We start from the raw sequence: 17,086 nt of genomic DNA, 5'->3' as shown, positions 1-17,086 counted from the left end.
TGGCAAACCCCTAAAGGGTTGAATAATAAGGGTTAAGGGGGTAAAAATGTCAAAAATTAGAACCAAAGCGCCACAAGCATCACCCACGACCTCGAGAGTTCAGACGAAGAAGACTTTACCGCGTGGGCGATCGTTTACCGGTACCGGGGAAACTGAAACCGCGACAACTGAAACCTTGAGCGAAGGGCGATCGGGGTTTTTTTCTCCGCCAACACCACCAGAAATTCAACCCCAATCTTATCGGGTTTCGGGCTACCAATTTGACCGAGTTTCGATCCTGGACTACACGCCAGCCAAACTGCAACCCAAACGGCTGATAACTCCCCCAGAAGAGGAAGACAGGGAAGCGGAAACGGATATGGGTGGAGAAGAGATAGGGGAAATGGACGAACTTGCGCCGCCGTCCGCCCCCCCACCGGAGGAAAACCCACCCAAACAGCCGGACACGCAACTACAACGTCAGCCAACAGGAGGGGGGTCTTTTGTGGCTTCTTCTCAGATTGCCAATCGCATTATACGGCGTAAAGGTCGCGGCATTCCACTTCCAGACCCAGCCCGCGAGTTTATGGAGTCTCGGTTTGAAAATGATTTCAGTGGGGTTCGTCTTCACACGGATAGTGAGGCGGTTCAACTAAGTCATAATTTGAGGGCGAAAGCATTTACTCACGAAAATGATATCTATTTTAATGCGGGACAATATAACCCAAATTCGGTAGGAGGAAGGCGGTTATTAGCCCATGAATTAACCCATACAATTCAGCAAACAGGGGCGAGAGTTCAACGGAAATATAGAGGCGATCGCCCTCGGAAAATTAACCGAATGCAACGGAAGGCGATCGGCAGAGTTCAGCGTTCGGATGAAGAGAATGTTAGTATTAATTTAAAACCGCTATCGGCGACAATATCCTCTGTGGGTAGTTCTCCAATTCAGCGTTCAGATGAAGATAATGTTAGTATTAATTTAAAACCGCTATCGGCGACAATATCCTCTGTGGGTAGTTCTCCAATTCAGCGTTCAGATGAAGATAATGTTAGTATTAATTTAAAACCGCTATCGGGGACAATATCCTCTGTGGGTAGTTCTCCAATTCAGCGTTCAGATGAAGAGAATGTTAGTATTAATTTAAAACCATTTGCTGGGAATTCTGGGGGTTTATCTTTTCAACCTCAACTGATAGTTGGCGCACCTGGGGACAAATACGAACGAGAAGCAGATCACATGGCTGATCTGGTGATGTCGATGAATTTACCTGCTACATCCCCACCAATTCAACGGGAGGAAGAGGAGACAAAATCGGTAGTTTCTCCGACTATTCAACGCATCAATAGCCACCGTCCCCGTCGGCGTGCGGCTATTCCCTATAGTCTTCTTCATTCTACGGAAGAAAGTGAGGATGAGCAAAATGTTAATATTACGCTAAAATCTAAAAAGACTAAAAATAATCGTCGATTTAAACAGGATAAAAAACGCGGTTATCAGGGTGCATTTGCAGCGAGTCAAGATATTGAAAAACAGCTAAAAGCCAAAAAAGGAAGCGGCAATCCTCTACCAGAGGAAACGCAAGAGTTTATGGAATCGCGGTTTGGTCAGGATTTCTCAGAAGTGCGAATTCATACTGATGGGGAAGCGGCCGAGATGAATCAAAATCTGGAAGCTAAAGCATTTACTCACGGTCAAGATATTTATTTCAATACAGGGGAGTATCAGCCGGACTCGGAGAGTGGGAAAAAATTATTAGCCCATGAACTGACTCATACTATACAACAAACGAAGCCGAAAGTGAAGTCTAAATCGACGGAGGAAATTCGGGAAAAAACACAAAAAATTCAGCGGAAACCGGATTTTTTTGGGATGGGTTTAAAATCCAAGTTCGAGGAAAAAATCAAGAAAGAACGAGAGGAAGCACAGAAAAAACACGAACAAGAGAAAGAGAAAGAGAAAGAGAAAGAGAAAGAGAAAGAGAAAGAGAAAGAGAAAGAGAAAGAGAAAGAGAAAGAAGACAAAAAGGAGGATAAAGAGGCAGAAAATAAAGATGCGAAAGAGGGAGATAGTGAAGAGAAAAAACAGCAGTCTAAAAATAAGAAAAAAAGGATTAATAAAAAGAGTAAAAATACATCTGATACAAATAATCATCAACTACAAGATGATGAGGTGACAGAGGAGACGATAGTTCAACAGAAGAAAGAAGATAATTCCCAAGGAAAAAATGAGGGGAAAAAGGAGGAAAAAGAGGAGGAGAAAGAGGAGAAAGAGGAGAAAGAGGAGAAAGAGGAGAAAGCTAAAGAGGAAAAAGAGAATTTAGAAAAAGACAAAAAAGGTGTCAGTGACAAATGGGCAAAAGAAATAGAGAGTAAGAAAAAGGAGGGGGGAGATTTTTCGGAAGCTGAGAAGACCCAGAAAAACACAGACAAACAAGCAGATAAAACGAAAGAATTGCTGGACGCTGAGGATGAAGAAGCAGCGAAAAGTAAAGGTGAAAATTTAGAAAAAGAGTCGGATAAAACGACTGAATCAGAACAGGGAAAAGCAACTAAAGAAGAAAGCCAAGAAGAAGCGACTAAAAAGAAAGATTTAGAAGAGGCGAAAAAAATCAAAGCACAAGGGGATGCTAAAGCTGCTGAAGCGGAGGCAGAAGGGGAAGAGAAACCGGAGGGAGAGGCGGAAGAACAACAGAAAGAAAATAGTCCGGAAGATGGCTTTTTAGAGTCGGTGGGAACTCAGGAAGGATTAAAGGATCCGGGTGTTGTGGAAGCGCCGGATTTGAGTGGTAAACCTGCGCCGCGATCGCCTAATGCTGATCCGGCATTTCAAGCGGCAGTGACACAAACGGAACATCTAGCAGCGGAACAGAGTAGCCACAAACCAGCCCAGGACAAAGCGAGAGAGGCGCAAGATGCCTCGGTAGATACTGAGCAGCAAATGCGAGAAGCCGAAGCGTCGCAGTCGGAAGAGGCTTCGCATAAAGAAGTACAAGAGTTTAATAAGGAGGAATTTATCAGTAATCTTCTGGCTATTTTAGAGCAAAATAAGCCGGACAGTCAGAAAGATGTGGAAGGTGGAAAGGGGGCATCTGAAGCTACGGAAGATATCCTGGAAGAGGTTGAACACAGTAAGGACGATTCAGGGGGTGAACTGGAAGAGTCGGCGACACGGGAGCCGGCACCGGAACTGGAGGAGCCTAAGATTTCAATTCCTACGCCAGATCCGATGGAAGAAACGGGAGAAGCGCCGATTCCAGAGGCGATAGATGCGGAGGCGACTGTTCCGAAATCTCAGTCAGAAGAGGATGTTGAAAAGCCTTTAGAGGAAACGCAGGAGGCGCTAGGTGAATTAATTCCCCAGAAGCTACAGAAAAAGTTAATTGTTGGCGCAGCGGGTGATCAATACGAACAGGAAGCGGATCGCATGGCGGAAGTGGTGATGAAGATGCCAGAGGGGGCAACTGAATCGCCAGAAGAGGAGGAGATAGAAGGGGAAACTGAGGGGGTTTCGGTGAATACTGGGATGGTGCAATCCCAAAGGATGATTCAACGGAAAGAAGAGGGATTTACGGCAGAAAAACCGACTCAAGAAGGGAAGGTAGTTCTTGATGAAAATCGGTTGGAATTGTATGAGTCGGAAGCGGGAATAAATGTTTCGGGTGCGGTGGAAAAAGCTGAAGATAATGTTGCGGAAACGGGGAAAAAATTTAGGGAAGAAGAAGAGGGGGTTCAGGAAGAAACTCTTGATGTGCAAGCTGGGTCGGTTCTTGACTCTCAAGAACAAATGTTTGAGGGGCGATCGCAGGAATTTATTAATGTTGCTAATACGCAAGCGGAAGCGCAACATAAGGATGAAGGTGAACGGGCGAGAGTTACCCAAGAAATTCAGGCAATTTACGACACAACTCAAGTGAATGTTAATGGCATCCTGGAACGGATGGATGCTAGGGTTAATGCTGAATTTGAAGCGACAAATAAGAAAGCGAGGCTGGCATTTGAACTAAAACAACACGAATTATTTCAAAAGTGGAAACATGATTATTATTATAACAGGAACCCGCTGTGGTTTCCCTGGATAGAGATTAAAACGGGTTGGGCTTATGTGAGAGTTCGCTTTTATCTGAAAAGATTTTTTAATAGCCCGCTGTGGGCGATCAATAAACTTTTTACGGACCTCCCGGACGAAGTGAATAGTATTTATGGGGTGGCTCGGGAAGTATTTATTGAGGAACAGAAAGCGGGGATATATAGGATTGCGGATATTGTTGAAGAAGAATTGACGAATGCGAAAAATGCGGTGCAAGAAGGACGCGATCGCGTGAAGGATTATGTGGCTAATTTGCCGGACAGTTTGAAAGAAGTTGGCACGGAAGCAGCGGGGAATGTGCAGGCGCAATTTGATAGTTTGGAAAGCAATATTAGTGAGCGACAAAATAAACTGGTTGATGATTTAACTAAGAAATATGAAGCGAGTGTTAAGGAAATTGATAAGCGTATTCAAGAGTTAAAAGACCAAAATAAAAGTTTAATTTCTAGAGCCCTGGCTTTTCTTGCGAAGCTGGCGGCGTGGATTCTGCGGCAGGTTTTACGACTTGTGGAGCCAGTCATTAAGATGATTCCGGGGGTGGGAAATCGAGCGGGGGATTTTTTGGATGCGTTTGTTGACGACCCCAGGGGGATTATGGATGCTCTATTTAGTGGGGTTGGTGAGGGATTTAAAAACTTTGGTAAAAATATTGTACCTCACCTGAAAAATGCTTTGTTTGATTGGCTATTGGGAATGGATATGCCGATCAAGTTTCCCGATAAGTTTGATTTGCGGGGAATTCTGGATATTATCCTGCAAGTTTTGGGTTTGAGTAAAGATTATATTTTGGAACTGGCATCTGGGGAGTTACCAGATTGGGCGAGCGATATTTTAACGACTCTGATTGAAAAGGGCCCGGGGGCGTTAAAAGAGTATTTGGAATCGATACCGGAGGATTTACCGGCTTTGGCGTTGAGCTTTTTTAAGGCGATCGTGGAGTTCCCTAGTAAAGGGGTGATGGTGTTGTGGGACTTCATTAAATCCGGTTTATCGACGATGAAAGAGCTGTTCATGAGTAGCATCATGTTTGAGGTGGTGATTCCTCAAATTGTGATAGCGGGGATTCAATGGGTTTTGAGTTTGACTAACCCTGCTTCTGGAGTGATTAAAATTGCTAAAGCTATTGTTAATCTGCTGATATTTTTTATCAATAATATGGACATGATTAGGGAGGTCTTAGAAGCACTAGGTGAGGTTATGGATGCGATTATATCTAAAATAGTGAGCCAAATTTCTCGAGCTGTGGAACAGGCATTGGCGGACATTCTGCCGTTGGTTTTGGGGATGTTAGCTAGTGTTTTGGGTTTAGGAGGTATTCCTAATAAGATTCAGAAAGTTATTACTAAATTAAAATCTCCGGTTGATAAGGTGGTGGGGGGTGTTTTTTCGTCGGTCGGCACGGTTTTGAGTCTGCTGGATCCGACATCTTTTATGATGGGTGCTTTTGAGGATAAAGTATCTAATAAGAAAAAATCAAAGAATAAAAAACAGAAAAAATCTAATAAAAATAAGTCAAAAAAACGGAAAACTAAAAAAAGTAAAACCAAAGCCAAGAAAAAGGATAAGAAGAAACGGAAAAAAAATAAGGATAAACGCCAAAAGTCGAAAGCTAAGAAAAAGGATAAGAAGAAACGGAAAAAAAATAAGGATAAACGGAAAAAGTCGAAAGCTAAGAAAAAGGATAAGAAGAAACGGAAAAAAAATAAGGGCAAAAAGAAGAAACCTTCCCAAGTCCTGAAGAAAGTGGCGAAAAAATTAAAAAGGCAAATCAAGAAAAACCCGAAAGCTCGTCGGGTTAAAAAGGTGCTGAAAAAATTTAAGAAGAAATATAAACTTAAATCCCTGAAAATGAAAAAGAATAAAAAGACTAAAAAAGGGAGGAAATACCTGATTGTTGGTGTTGCCAAAAAACCTAAAAATAAAAATGGTAAAGTACAGAAAAAAGAGGCATCTGTAAATGTTGAAAATCCGACAATAACGCAGGGAATGGAAAGGGCTTTAGAAGAACAGCAAAACGAAGGAGAATCTCTATCTACTGGGGTTCGGGAACCGATGGAAGCTGCTTTTGGGTTGAATTTTGGGCGAGTTCGCATTCACCGGGATACTGAAAGCGATCGCCTGAGTCGTTCTTTGAATGCTAAAGCCTTTACGACAGGAAGAAATATTTTCTTCCGTCAAGATACTTATGCTCCCCATAGTGATGAGGGCAAAAAACTCCTAGCCCATGAACTGACTCATGTGGTGCAACAGTCGGGAGAAAAGCCTGATATTCAACGTTTATTTGCATCGGATACCTACAGTCGAGAAGTGATTCCGGTGGTTGAGATGAGTCCGACGAAAATTCCGATAATTCAGGCGAAGAAAGACAAGAAGAAAAAGGTCAAAATTAAATCTAAGGTGAAAAAGACTAAGTTGAAAATGACTGTAATTATTACGGAGAAAGACAAGAAGAAGAAGAAGAAGAAGAGCCAGAAAAAGCCGAAAAATATAGATAATCCGGAAGTGATGGAAGAAGTGAAATTGTCGCCGACATTGATCAGTAATGTAGTGGAGGCGATCAAGGCGATTATCAATCATAATCCTGAAAGAACAGCGGTGAGCAATAAACTGGAAGAGGTGCGAGTTAAATTTGCTCTGGAAGTGGTGAAACTTGTGCGGGCTGTGACTATTGGGAATAGCTTTGCTTACATTGTTAATATTCGGGGTAAGGGTAAATATTTGGATGCCCAAAAAATGCAGGGGTTTCTGAAGCGACTGGCTCGCCAGGCGGGTAAACCTTATAATGTTGGTATGGAGCCAAATGCGGGTATGAAACCTAAGTCGTCAATGACCGATCGCACTATGTCTAGTAGTGTATCTGGGACTTCTAGTAGACAAAGGAGGCGATCGCCAGTTATCCCCACCCCGACTCAATCGAAGCAACTCAACGGTCAACAACAACCAAAGCTGGACATTATCACCAAGGTCAGGCCAATCAACGCCAACAGTATCGAAGTGATAGTTAGGGCTAACCCAAAGGCGCAAAATGAATCACAACCAGTCAGCAAACCCCCCAATTCCTAATGTGTTACGGAGTCCTCAGTCCCTAGTCCTCGGTTCCTAGTCTTTAGTATCGAGGGTCTTTTCTGATATTTCCCAGAAAAAATTTTATTGGGCTTCAAATCAGGCAAAAGCCTTATACAGCAATAGATACAGCGATGGTAAATCTCGGTAAATTGCCAGGGGAGATAAATTTTAAGGAATTTAAGGTTATGTTTCTGTTTGTTAAGCGCTATGCTATAGAACAGATGGTCTCAAAAAATCAAATTTGCTGGACAACCTCTGGGTTGTTAACCAGGGTAAATTTGGGAACATTAGGAGACCTTACCTACATGCTATGGTTCCTAGATGCCCATAACAAGGCTTAACGCCGGACTAAAACTCATTTTAGTGATTAGAGTCAAGACATATCTGTGTTGGAGTTGGGCAGCCAAAGGAACCGGGCGAAAAACAATCATATTGGAGATTTGATGAGTCAATCCTTTGAAAGCTTAGGTATTTCCGAACAACGCGCTCGCCATTTAGAAACACTGGGTTTCACAGAACCCACCCCAGTTCAAATCCAAGCCATACCCGAAATGCTATCCGGTCGGGATGTTGTGGGTATGGCACAGACAGGAACTGGTAAGACTGCTGCCTTTTCGCTGCCCATTCTCGAACAGATTGACGTTCATGCCGCTGGTATTCAAGCGTTGGTTTTGACTCCCACCCGGGAACTGGCGATGCAGGTGAAGGAAGCTATTCGCACTTTTAGTGATGATAATGCCCTGTATGTGCTGACAGTTTATGGTGGTCAATCAATTGATCGACAAATTCAGCGACTGCGACGGGGGGTTCAGGTTGTCGTGGGAACCCCAGGGCGTATCCTAGACCTACTGAACCGAGGTGAACTGAAACTTGATTTACTGCGTTGGTTAGTGTTGGATGAAGCAGACGAAATGCTGAGTATGGGCTTTATCCAAGATGTGGAAAAAATCTTGGAGTCGGCCGACTCTGAACATCGTCAGACGGCGTTCTTCTCAGCAACGATGGACGCTTCCATCTCGAAGTTGGTGCGACGACACCTGAAGTCCCCTGTGACTGTGAAGGTGGAAACTCCCAAGGCTACGCCTAAACGGATCGAACAGTCTGTTTATATGGTTCCTCGTGGATGGTCTAAAGCTCGCGCCCTAGAACCGATTTTAGAACTCGAAGATCCAGAATCGGCGATTATTTTTGTGCGAACTAAACAATCTGCGGCTGATTTAACTAATCAATTGCAGGCGGCAGGTCATAGTGTTGACGAGTATCATGGTAATCTCAATCAGTCTCAACGGGAGCGACTGTTGATGCGTCTGCGCCGCCGTCAAGTGCGCTGGATTGTAGCTACTGATATCGCAGCGCGAGGTCTGGATGTGGATCACCTCACCCATGTGATCAACTATGATCTTCCTGATCAAGTTGATAGTTATGTTCACCGCATTGGGCGTACAGGTCGCGCGGGTCGGGAAGGAAAGGCAATTACTCTTATTCAGCCTATCGATCGCCGTAAGTTGCGAAATATTGAACGTCACCTGCGCCAAACTTTGAGCATTCAGTCAATCCCCAAACGGGCAGAAATTGAGGCGCGTTACATTGACCGACTGAAAGACCGGGTGCGGGATGCTTTGGCTGGGGAACGTATGGCTTCTTTCTTGCCTATTGTCTCTCAATTAAGCGAGGAGTATGATCCCCATGCGATCGCCGCTGCGGCTTTGCAACTTGCTTATGATCAAACTCGTCCGGCTAGTATCGGAAGGGATGATTACGAAGATGATGACGATGCCGTTTCCAACAAACCTAAGCTAATTAAACGCCGCCGCCCAGCTTCTGTTTCCAATAACAGTTAGATGGCTGATTTACCGGATAGGCTTTAATTAATGTGGAGATGCGATCGCCTGGTCGCGTCTCACTCTATTTTTAGGGCAAATATTGAGGGTTAATTAGGTTAATGGCATGAAAAAAGGTGCATTTTCTGCGGGTGAAATATGGCGGCGCTGGGCAACTTTACTGTCTATTATCGCGGCTTTTGGGGTTAATATATGGACTAATATTGCCCCGATTAATGGTTTAACTGTCGGGGATATTTCCAATAATTTTTTTGTTAATACTAAGATAATTCCGGCTAACTATGCCTTCTCTATTTGGGGATTAATCTACTTAGGTTTATTCGGCTTGGCTATTTATCAGCTACTCCCTAGCCAACGAGATAACCCACGTTTAGCCGAGATGGGTTATGGTTTAGTGTGGGCAAGTATAGCTCAAATTATCTGGATATTCTTGTTTTTATATAGGTTATTTCCCCAGTCGATTTTGGCGATGGTGGTAATTTTATTATCGCTGATATATTCCTATGTAAAATTAGATGTAGGTCGGCGGCGGGTTCCCAAGGGGGAATCTTGGTTAATTAATATTCCCCTGAGTATATATTTAAGTTGGATTAGTGTAGCGACGGTGGTGAATGTAGCGATCGCCTTAAATTGGATTAACTGGAATGGTTGGGGTATGGCTCCCCAAGTCTGGACAGCGATCATGATAATTGTAGCGGCCACTATTGCGATTATTATGAGAGTTCGCCACCAGGAAACCGCCTATCTATTGGTAACAATTTGGGCTTTAATAGCGATCGCGATCGGTCAAAATAATGAACCATTAATTGTGACGACTGCCTTAATGTCATCCCTGGTAATTTCCCTATTTTCTCTAGGTTCAATCAATGCAATCGTAGACAATGGATAATGGAAATTCATCATCCTGGCGATTGTATAACTACCTCCATTATCCATCAATTGAGAATTTGGGAAGAAGGTCACAAAACCCTAGCCCTTAACTGAGCCAGAGGAAGACACATCATTTTTTTCCAGGTAGGGACATAGGCGCGTTGGTTAAAGACATCGTATTCGTTGCGCTCAATTTCATCTAAAATTTGTCGATAGAGCATTAAGGCGGTCCAAACAGGCCAGCGGATGTCAGGATGAAGGGCGGCGATGCCTTCCTCAGCGAGGGTATAGAATTTTCTAGCCCGCTGTATTTGAAAGCGCATCAACTCACGCCAGCGTTCATCTACTTTCCCATTCAATAAATCCGCTTCGGTATAGTTAAACAGAGCCAGGTCATCGAGAGGCAAATAAATCCGACCTCGCCGAGCATCTTCCCCCACATCTCGGAGAATATTAGTAAGCTGGTTAGCAATACCCAGAGCGATCGCCTCTTCTTTAGGATAATAAATAGACTGGTCACGATTCCAGGGAACACTCAGATCCGGTTCAGCAGTACCCATAACCGCCAAAGACATCAGTCCCACCGTCCCAGCGACCCGATAGCAATATAAATTCAACTCATCAAAGGTATTGTAGCGATTCCGGGACAGATCCATACGTTGACCTGCGATCATATCTCGGAAGGGTTGAATATCCAGGGGGAAGCGACCGAGGGTATCGACCAAAGCCACATCAACCGGCTCAATAGGATGTCCAGCGAAAATCGATTCTAGTTGTTCTTCCCAGTGGTCGAGAGTTTCCAGAGTAGTAGAACTTGCCATGGGACCATCTACCAATTCATCGGTACGGCGACACCAAACATAAATAGCCCAAATAGCCTGACGCTTGGCCAGTGGCATCAATTGAGTACCCAAGTAGAACGTCTTAGCATACTGTGCGGTAATTTGGCGACAGAGTTCATAGGAATCTGACCGGGTTGCCGGAGTTCTCATGCAGGGGGATTTAGAGAGTTGCAGCATTCGTTTTTTTTTCAGGCCTGAGCTATCAGCCATAGGCGTTTGCAGTTAGCAAAACATCATCAGGGAAATACCCTCGAGACGTTTCAGAGATTAGGGGACTTAGCTAGTCCTCAAGTCTTGTTGAATAGCCTGTGCTGTCAGCTTACCAGAAAGCACAGCACCTTCCATACTAGCGAGATAGCGTTGCATGGTGTAATCCCCACTCAGATAAAAATTAGGGATAGGTGTTTTTTGACTTGGGCGACAAGCCTGACGGCCAGGGGTAGCTTTATAAACTGATCGCGGCGTTTTCACCACATGATACTTGAGCAACTTAGCCGGTGATGGGAAGTGTTGAGGAAACAACTTTTCCAACTCCGCCATAGTTGCAGCTACAATATCGGCATCTGACTTACCAATCCAATCAGCAGCGGGAGCCAAAACCAACTCTAACATTGAGCGATCGGGGTTAGCATATTCCTTACAAGTATTGCTCATGTCTGCATAGACACTAAGCAAAGGTGATCGGGAAAACAGTAGGTGATCAATATCAGTCAACTTGCGATCGAACCACAAATGAACATTAATCACGGGAACCCCTTCCAAACCCTCAAGTTGCTTAAAATAATCAAGCTCCTGCCAAGGTTTAGGCAACATCAGCTTGAGGGGGTCAACAGGCATAGCCGACACATAAACATCAGCGGTTAGCACTTCTTCCGGCGCACCATTTCGGGCCGGAATCACGAATCCCTCAACATGGCCTGACTCATTGACCAAAAACTCCTGAATCGGAGCATTTAATCGCACCTGTCCGCCTCGTTCCGTAATATAGTCTACCAGAGGCTGACACAATCTTTCCGTTGGCGATCCATCAAGAAAGGCCATTTTCGAGCCATTTTTCTCTTGGAGGAAGCGGTTAAGAGCGGTTAGAATGACAGTGGAGGATATTTCTTCTGGCCCAATAAAATTGAGAGCCTTAGACATAGCAATAAACACCTCAGTTTCCACCCTTGGGGGAACATTTTGTTGTTTGAGCCATTCCGAGAAGGAATATTTATCCATCTGTTCGACATAATTCTGGCCTTGAATCATGGCGGGAATTAGTCCCAAGCCAAACTTAATTTTTTCAGGCCAGGTCAGCATATCATTATTGCGAAGAATAGCGACTATGCCATTAACGGGGGCTGGAATATCGGGAAAATCGAACCGAGAGTAAGTCCCCGGCTGATCTGGTTGGTTAAAGATCATGGTGTGTTCTTTCCACTGCAACCGATCCTCAATGTCCAACTCCTTGAACAATTGGAGCATATTAGGATAGGCCCCAAAAAAGATATGCAGTCCCGTTTCGTACCAATCCCCGTCCTCATCTTTCCAAGCGGCCACTTTGCCACCGAGAACATCTCGTCTTTCCAAGACAATGGGGGTATAACCCATATCGGTTAGGTATTTGGCACAACTCAGGCCAGCCAAACCCGCCCCAGCGATCGCAACTCGCATTGACAACCCTTTCAATAACTTGCTTATATTTCGTTCTCATTATAGGTTACATCTCGTAACATTCTCTCGATAAAATTAGAATCTCCCCCCATTTAGGGCGACAACGATGGGAAGCGATAAAATTAGAAAAGATCTACTAGCCACACCAACAAGACAAGGAGAACACCAACGAATGGGTAGAGTAGTCGGCATTGACCTGGGAACAACCAACTCTGTTGTAGCGGTCATGGAGGGCGGTAAACCCGTCGTGATTGCCAATTCTGAGGGGATGCGGACAACACCCTCTGTCGTTGGCTTTACCAAAGAGGGAGAAAGGATTGTCGGACAAATGGCTAGGCGGCAGGCTGTTTTAAATCCTCAGAATACGTTTTATAATGTGAAGCGATTAATTGGGTCGAGATATGCGGACCTAACCCCGGCCTCAAAACGGGTCCCGTATACTATGCGTCGAGACGACAATGGTAATATCCGCCTCAAATGTCCTCGACTGAAGCGAGATTTCGCACCGGAAGAGATTTCGTCTATGGTATTGCGGAAATTAGCCGAGGAGGCGACTAGATATCTGGGGGAGGAGGTGACTGGGGCGGTAATTACTGTGCCGGCCTATTTTAATGATTCTCAGAGACAGGCGACCCGAGACGCTGGGAAAATTGCCGGATTAGAGGTAAAACGGATTCTGAATGAGCCGACGGCGGCTTCCCTAGCCTATGGACTACAAAAGCAGGATTTTGGGACTATTCTGGTATTTGACCTAGGGGGGGGAACTTTTGATGTGTCGGTGTTAGAAGTGGGAGATGGGGTATTTGAGGTTAAGTCCACTAGCGGGGATACCCAACTGGGGGGGAATGATTTTGACCAGAAAATTGTCGATTGGTTAGCTGAGAAGTTTCTGGAAGAACAGGGAATGGATCTCCGACGCGATCGCCAAGCCCTTCAGCGCCTGACAGAAGCAGCGGAAAAGGCTAAAATTGAACTATCTGGGGTGGGGGTAACGGATATTAATTTACCCTTTATTGCGGCGGATGCTGACGGACCGAAACACCTGGAAACTAGACTCTCTCGGGGAGAGTTTGAGGGATTATGTGCTGATCTGATTCAACGGTTGCGCCGTCCGGTTAAACAGGCTTTGGTTGATGCCCAAATTTCACCTAGCCAGATCGATGAGGTGGTATTGGTAGGGGGTGCAAGCCGGATGCCCATTGTTAAGCAGTTGGTGCGTAGCCTAATTGACCTTGAGCCTAATCAGGGGGTTAATCCTGATGAGGTGGTGGCTGTGGGGGCTGCTATTCAGGCGGGCATTTTGGGGGGTGAAGTGCGGGATATCCTGCTATTGGATGTTACCCCCCTATCGGTGGGATTGGAAACTATTGGGGGGGTGATGAAAAAACTCATACCCCGCAATACTACTATCCCGGTGAGGCGATCGGATATTTTCTCGACTTCGGAGAATAATCAAACCTTGGTGGAAATTCATATCCTCCAGGGAGAAAGGGAGTTAGCTAAGGATAATAAGTCTCTGGGACGGTTTAAGCTGACGGGTATTCCACCAGCGCCTAGGGGTGTGCCTCAAGTACAGGTGGCTTTTGATGTTGATGCTAATGGTATCCTCCTGGTGACGGCTTTGGATAAAACCACTGGTCGCGAACAAAGCATTACTATTCAGGGTGCTTCTACTCTGTCTCAGGAGGAAGTTAATCAGATGATTCGCGAAGCGGAAGAGTTTGCAGACCAGGACCGGCTGCTACGGGAAAGGGTAGAAAAACGCAATCGCGCTCAGGCTTTGACTTATCAGGCGGAAAGACAGTTAAGGGAGGTAGCCCTAGATTATGGGATGCAGTTTGCTCAACGTCAACGGGGCCGTATTGAGACTTTAATTAGGGCGCTGCGCGATAGTCTGGAAAGAAATGACGATCGCGGTATTGATCAAATTGGGGCGGATCTGCAAGATGCGCTATATGATTTGACTCGCGAGGTGTCTGTTTTTGCGGTTGATGATGATGATGATGATCTGTTTGGATCGATTCGTCGGACTTTTGGAGGTGGCGATCGCCGTATCCGTGACCCCTATAATATGCCTCCGGCTACTGGCTATTCCCGTTACGATAACATGGGAACGGGAACTGGTCGCCCTGGTCAAAAATATTATCCCCAAAGTAATGATTGGGATGATGATGATGACGATTGGCTCTAATGGTGGGCTGTTTACGGTAATAGGGGAGGCTGTGGCGTGGGGTTCTCTCACCAGGCTTCCCCCGGTTTTGGTGGTTCGCTGCTCCCTTTTCTGAGATGCTGTTACTGCTCAGTTTATATTGTGATTCAATTATGCAAAATTTTCGGAATTATTATCAGATTTTAGGGGTTTCGAGAGATGCTTCTATTGATGAGATTAAAAAGGTCTATCGCCGTTTGGCTAGACAATATCATCCTGACTTGAATCCGGGGGATAAGGAAGCAGAAGAGAAGTTTAAGGATATTGGTGAGGCTTATCATATTCTGTCGGACCCGGAAAAGCGATCGCAGTATGATGAGTACAGCAAGTTTTGGAAACAAAAGGGGTTTGCAAGTCCGAAAAAATCCCCGGTGAGTGGCTTTAAAACCTGGGGAGGTCGGGTGGCTCGTGGTCGCACCCAAACTCAAACTTCTGAGGTGGATTTTGAGCAATATGCGGATTTTAATAGTTTTATTGATCAACTGATTGGACGGCGGCGGGAAGTGCGGACTGTCACTAATGATACACCCCGTGTGACTTCTTCTGACCCTTATACATCCCCTAATAGTAGGGTAATCCACCGGGTTCCGGTTCGGGAAAATCGACGCAATATTGAGGCGAGGTTGACTTTACCTCTGGAAAAGGCTTACACTGGAGGACCCGAAAGGATCCGCCTGGAAGATGGGCGATCGCTTGAGGTGAATATGCCGCCGGGAATGTTTACTGGTCAACGTATTCGCCTGAAAAATTTGGGCATTCAAGGGGGGGATTTATTCCTGAAAATTACGGTAAAACCTCACGAGTTTTTTAGGCTGGAAGAGTCTAATATTATTTGTGAGGTTCCGGTAACTCCCAGCGAGGCTACCCTAGGGGGAGAAATAGAAGTTCCGACTCTTGATGGTTGGGTGAAAATTAAACTCCCAGCGGGGGTGGTTTCCGGTCAATGTCTGAGACTGGCTAATAAAGGCTATCCTAACGAAAATGGCGATCGGGGTGATCAGTTGGTGGAAATTCAAATTGTCGCACCTAAACAGATCACCTCCGAGGAGAGGGAATTATACGAGAAACTCCGGGAAATGGAAACTTTTAATCCCCGTGAGGATCTCCCGGTTTAGCCACCACCAACAATGGTGACAATTTCTAGGATATCACCTGTTCCCATGGTGGTGGTTTCCCAAAATTGTCGGTGGAGAATTTCGCCATTATACTCGACGGCTACCAAACGGGGATTTAACCCCAAATCTGCTAAAAATTTAGGTAAGCTGGTGTCTGGGGCGCAAGTTTGCGCTTCTCCGTTAACTTTTAGGGTGATAGTGCGATCGCTCATATTTCCCCATGCCAATATTATCAATTACCAATTCTAGCCCGGTTTCTCCCCTAATAATTAATAATTATCGGTGGTGGGGTGGGTTTATTAATATCCTGGTGGGGATGGATAATTGACGGTGGAACCCGCCCCCACAATTAAATAATTATCGGCGGTGGGGCGGGTTTATTAATATCCTGGTGGGGATGGATAATTGACGGCGGAACCCGCCCCCACAATTAAATAATTATCGGCGGTGGGGCGGGTTTATTAATATCGTCGTGGGGATGGATAATTGACGGCGGAACCCGCCCCCACAATTAAATAATTATCGGCGGTGGGGCGGGTTTATTAATATCCTGGTGGGGATGGATAATTGACGGCGGAACCCGGAGGGCGGGTTTATTAATATCGTCGTGGGGATGGATAATTGACGGCGGAACCCGGAGGGCGGGTTTATTAATATCCTGGTGGGGATGGATAATTGACGGCGGAACCCGCCCCTACAATTAATAATTATCGGCTGTGGGGCGGGTTTATTAATATCCTGGTGGGGATGGATAATTGACGGCGGAACCCGCCCCCACAATTAAATAATTATCGGCGGTGGGGCGGGTTTATTAATATCCTGGTGGGGATGGATAATTGACGGCGGAACCTAATTGTTAATTGTTAATTGTCTCGGAAAATTGCCAAGTTTTTGATGATTTCCGAGATACCCTGAATAATTAATAAGACAAAACTCACTATAATTAAGGCTTTAATTGGGTAGCGCGGTAAGCCGCCGGGGTCTGGGGAGACTTCCCGAATTACCCAGGAGTTGGAGACAGCCCCCCAGGAGTAGAAAATAATCATCATGGAAAAGGGAATTAAAAATAAGGCGGTTCCCAATAACTCAACTAGGGCTTTTTGCTTAACATTTAACCGACTTTGAATGACATCAACCCGCACATGGCTATGGTGTTTTAGGGTATAAGCAGCACCTACTAAAAAGATGATATCAAAAATATACCACTGGGTTTCTAACAGGGCATTAGAACTTAAATTTTGACCGATCGCTCTACCGACATACCTACCAATTACATTCCAGGTTCCTACTGCGATCATCACTAGGGCTAACCAGGAAACCACCCGCCCTAAATACTCATTCATTCGGTCAATCAATTGGGATACAATTAGGAGTTTATCCACGTTTTAACTCTCATTTATACCGGGGTTGACAAGCTCTGT

At 45.1% G+C, this 17,086-nt stretch carries 9 protein-coding genes; 5 read left to right on the top strand and 4 right to left on the bottom strand.

Annotation, left to right across the window (positions count from 1 at the left end):
* Nucleotides 1–46: 46 nt before the first annotated feature.
* From N39L_RS05760 to N39L_RS05750, 3 genes are all read left to right on the top strand, one after another.
* Nucleotides 47–7,132: an eCIS core domain-containing protein gene (locus N39L_RS05760; RefSeq protein WP_043468062.1), complete on the top strand. Its 7,086-nt coding sequence runs from the start codon at nucleotides 47–49 to the stop codon at nucleotides 7,130–7,132.
* A 446-nt stretch (nucleotides 7,133–7,578) separates the two neighbouring features.
* Nucleotides 7,579–8,976, top strand: coding sequence for a DEAD/DEAH box helicase (locus N39L_RS05755; protein WP_043468916.1), 1,398 nt, complete (start codon nucleotides 7,579–7,581; stop codon nucleotides 8,974–8,976).
* Between the two features lie 106 nt (nucleotides 8,977–9,082).
* Entirely contained in the window at nucleotides 9,083–9,865 is a 783-nt protein-coding gene (locus N39L_RS05750; protein ID WP_014274572.1) for a TspO-related membrane protein, read from the top strand.
* A 70-nt stretch (nucleotides 9,866–9,935) separates the two neighbouring features.
* Here the strand turns inward: N39L_RS05750 and crtB are convergent, their stop codons facing one another.
* The gene (crtB, locus tag N39L_RS05745; RefSeq protein WP_014274571.1) at nucleotides 9,936–10,865 is read right to left on the bottom strand and encodes a 15-cis-phytoene synthase CrtB; all 930 of its coding nucleotides are present in this window, start codon (nucleotides 10,863–10,865) and stop codon (nucleotides 9,936–9,938) included.
* Nucleotides 10,866–10,964: 99 nt separating this feature from the next.
* Nucleotides 10,965–12,341 (bottom strand): 15-cis-phytoene desaturase, encoded by a 1,377-nt coding sequence (pds, locus tag N39L_RS05740; RefSeq protein WP_014274570.1) that lies wholly within the window; start codon nucleotides 12,339–12,341, stop codon nucleotides 10,965–10,967.
* 172 nt (nucleotides 12,342–12,513) lie between these two features.
* Here pds and dnaK point away from each other — a divergent pair, with 172 nt between their 5' ends.
* Together dnaK and N39L_RS05730 are read left to right on the top strand one after the other, a co-directional pair.
* Nucleotides 12,514–14,532: a molecular chaperone DnaK gene (gene dnaK, locus N39L_RS05735; RefSeq protein ID WP_014274569.1), complete on the top strand. Its 2,019-nt coding sequence runs from the start codon at nucleotides 12,514–12,516 to the stop codon at nucleotides 14,530–14,532.
* Nucleotides 14,533–14,663: 131 nt separating this feature from the next.
* Entirely contained in the window at nucleotides 14,664–15,665 is a 1,002-nt protein-coding gene (locus N39L_RS05730) for a DnaJ C-terminal domain-containing protein (RefSeq protein ID WP_014274568.1), read from the top strand.
* Here the strand turns inward: N39L_RS05730 and thiS are convergent.
* Complete coding sequence (gene thiS / locus N39L_RS05725; protein ID WP_043468056.1) at nucleotides 15,662–15,877, bottom strand: sulfur carrier protein ThiS; 216 nt, start codon at nucleotides 15,875–15,877, stop codon at nucleotides 15,662–15,664. The genes N39L_RS05730 and thiS overlap by 4 nt on opposite strands.
* 651 nt (nucleotides 15,878–16,528) lie before the next feature.
* Nucleotides 16,529–17,047: a TRAP transporter small permease subunit gene (locus N39L_RS05720; protein ID WP_006618113.1), complete on the bottom strand. Its 519-nt coding sequence runs from the start codon at nucleotides 17,045–17,047 to the stop codon at nucleotides 16,529–16,531.
* Nucleotides 17,048–17,086: the final 39 nt, after the last annotated feature.

The sequence above is a fragment of the Limnospira platensis NIES-39 genome (assembly GCF_026000695.1).
GTDB classification, from domain to species: Bacteria; Cyanobacteriota; Cyanobacteriia; order Cyanobacteriales; family Microcoleaceae; genus Limnospira; species Limnospira platensis.
The sequence above is the reverse complement of the archived record's forward strand: the minus strand, read 5'-3'. Positions and strand labels throughout refer to the sequence as shown.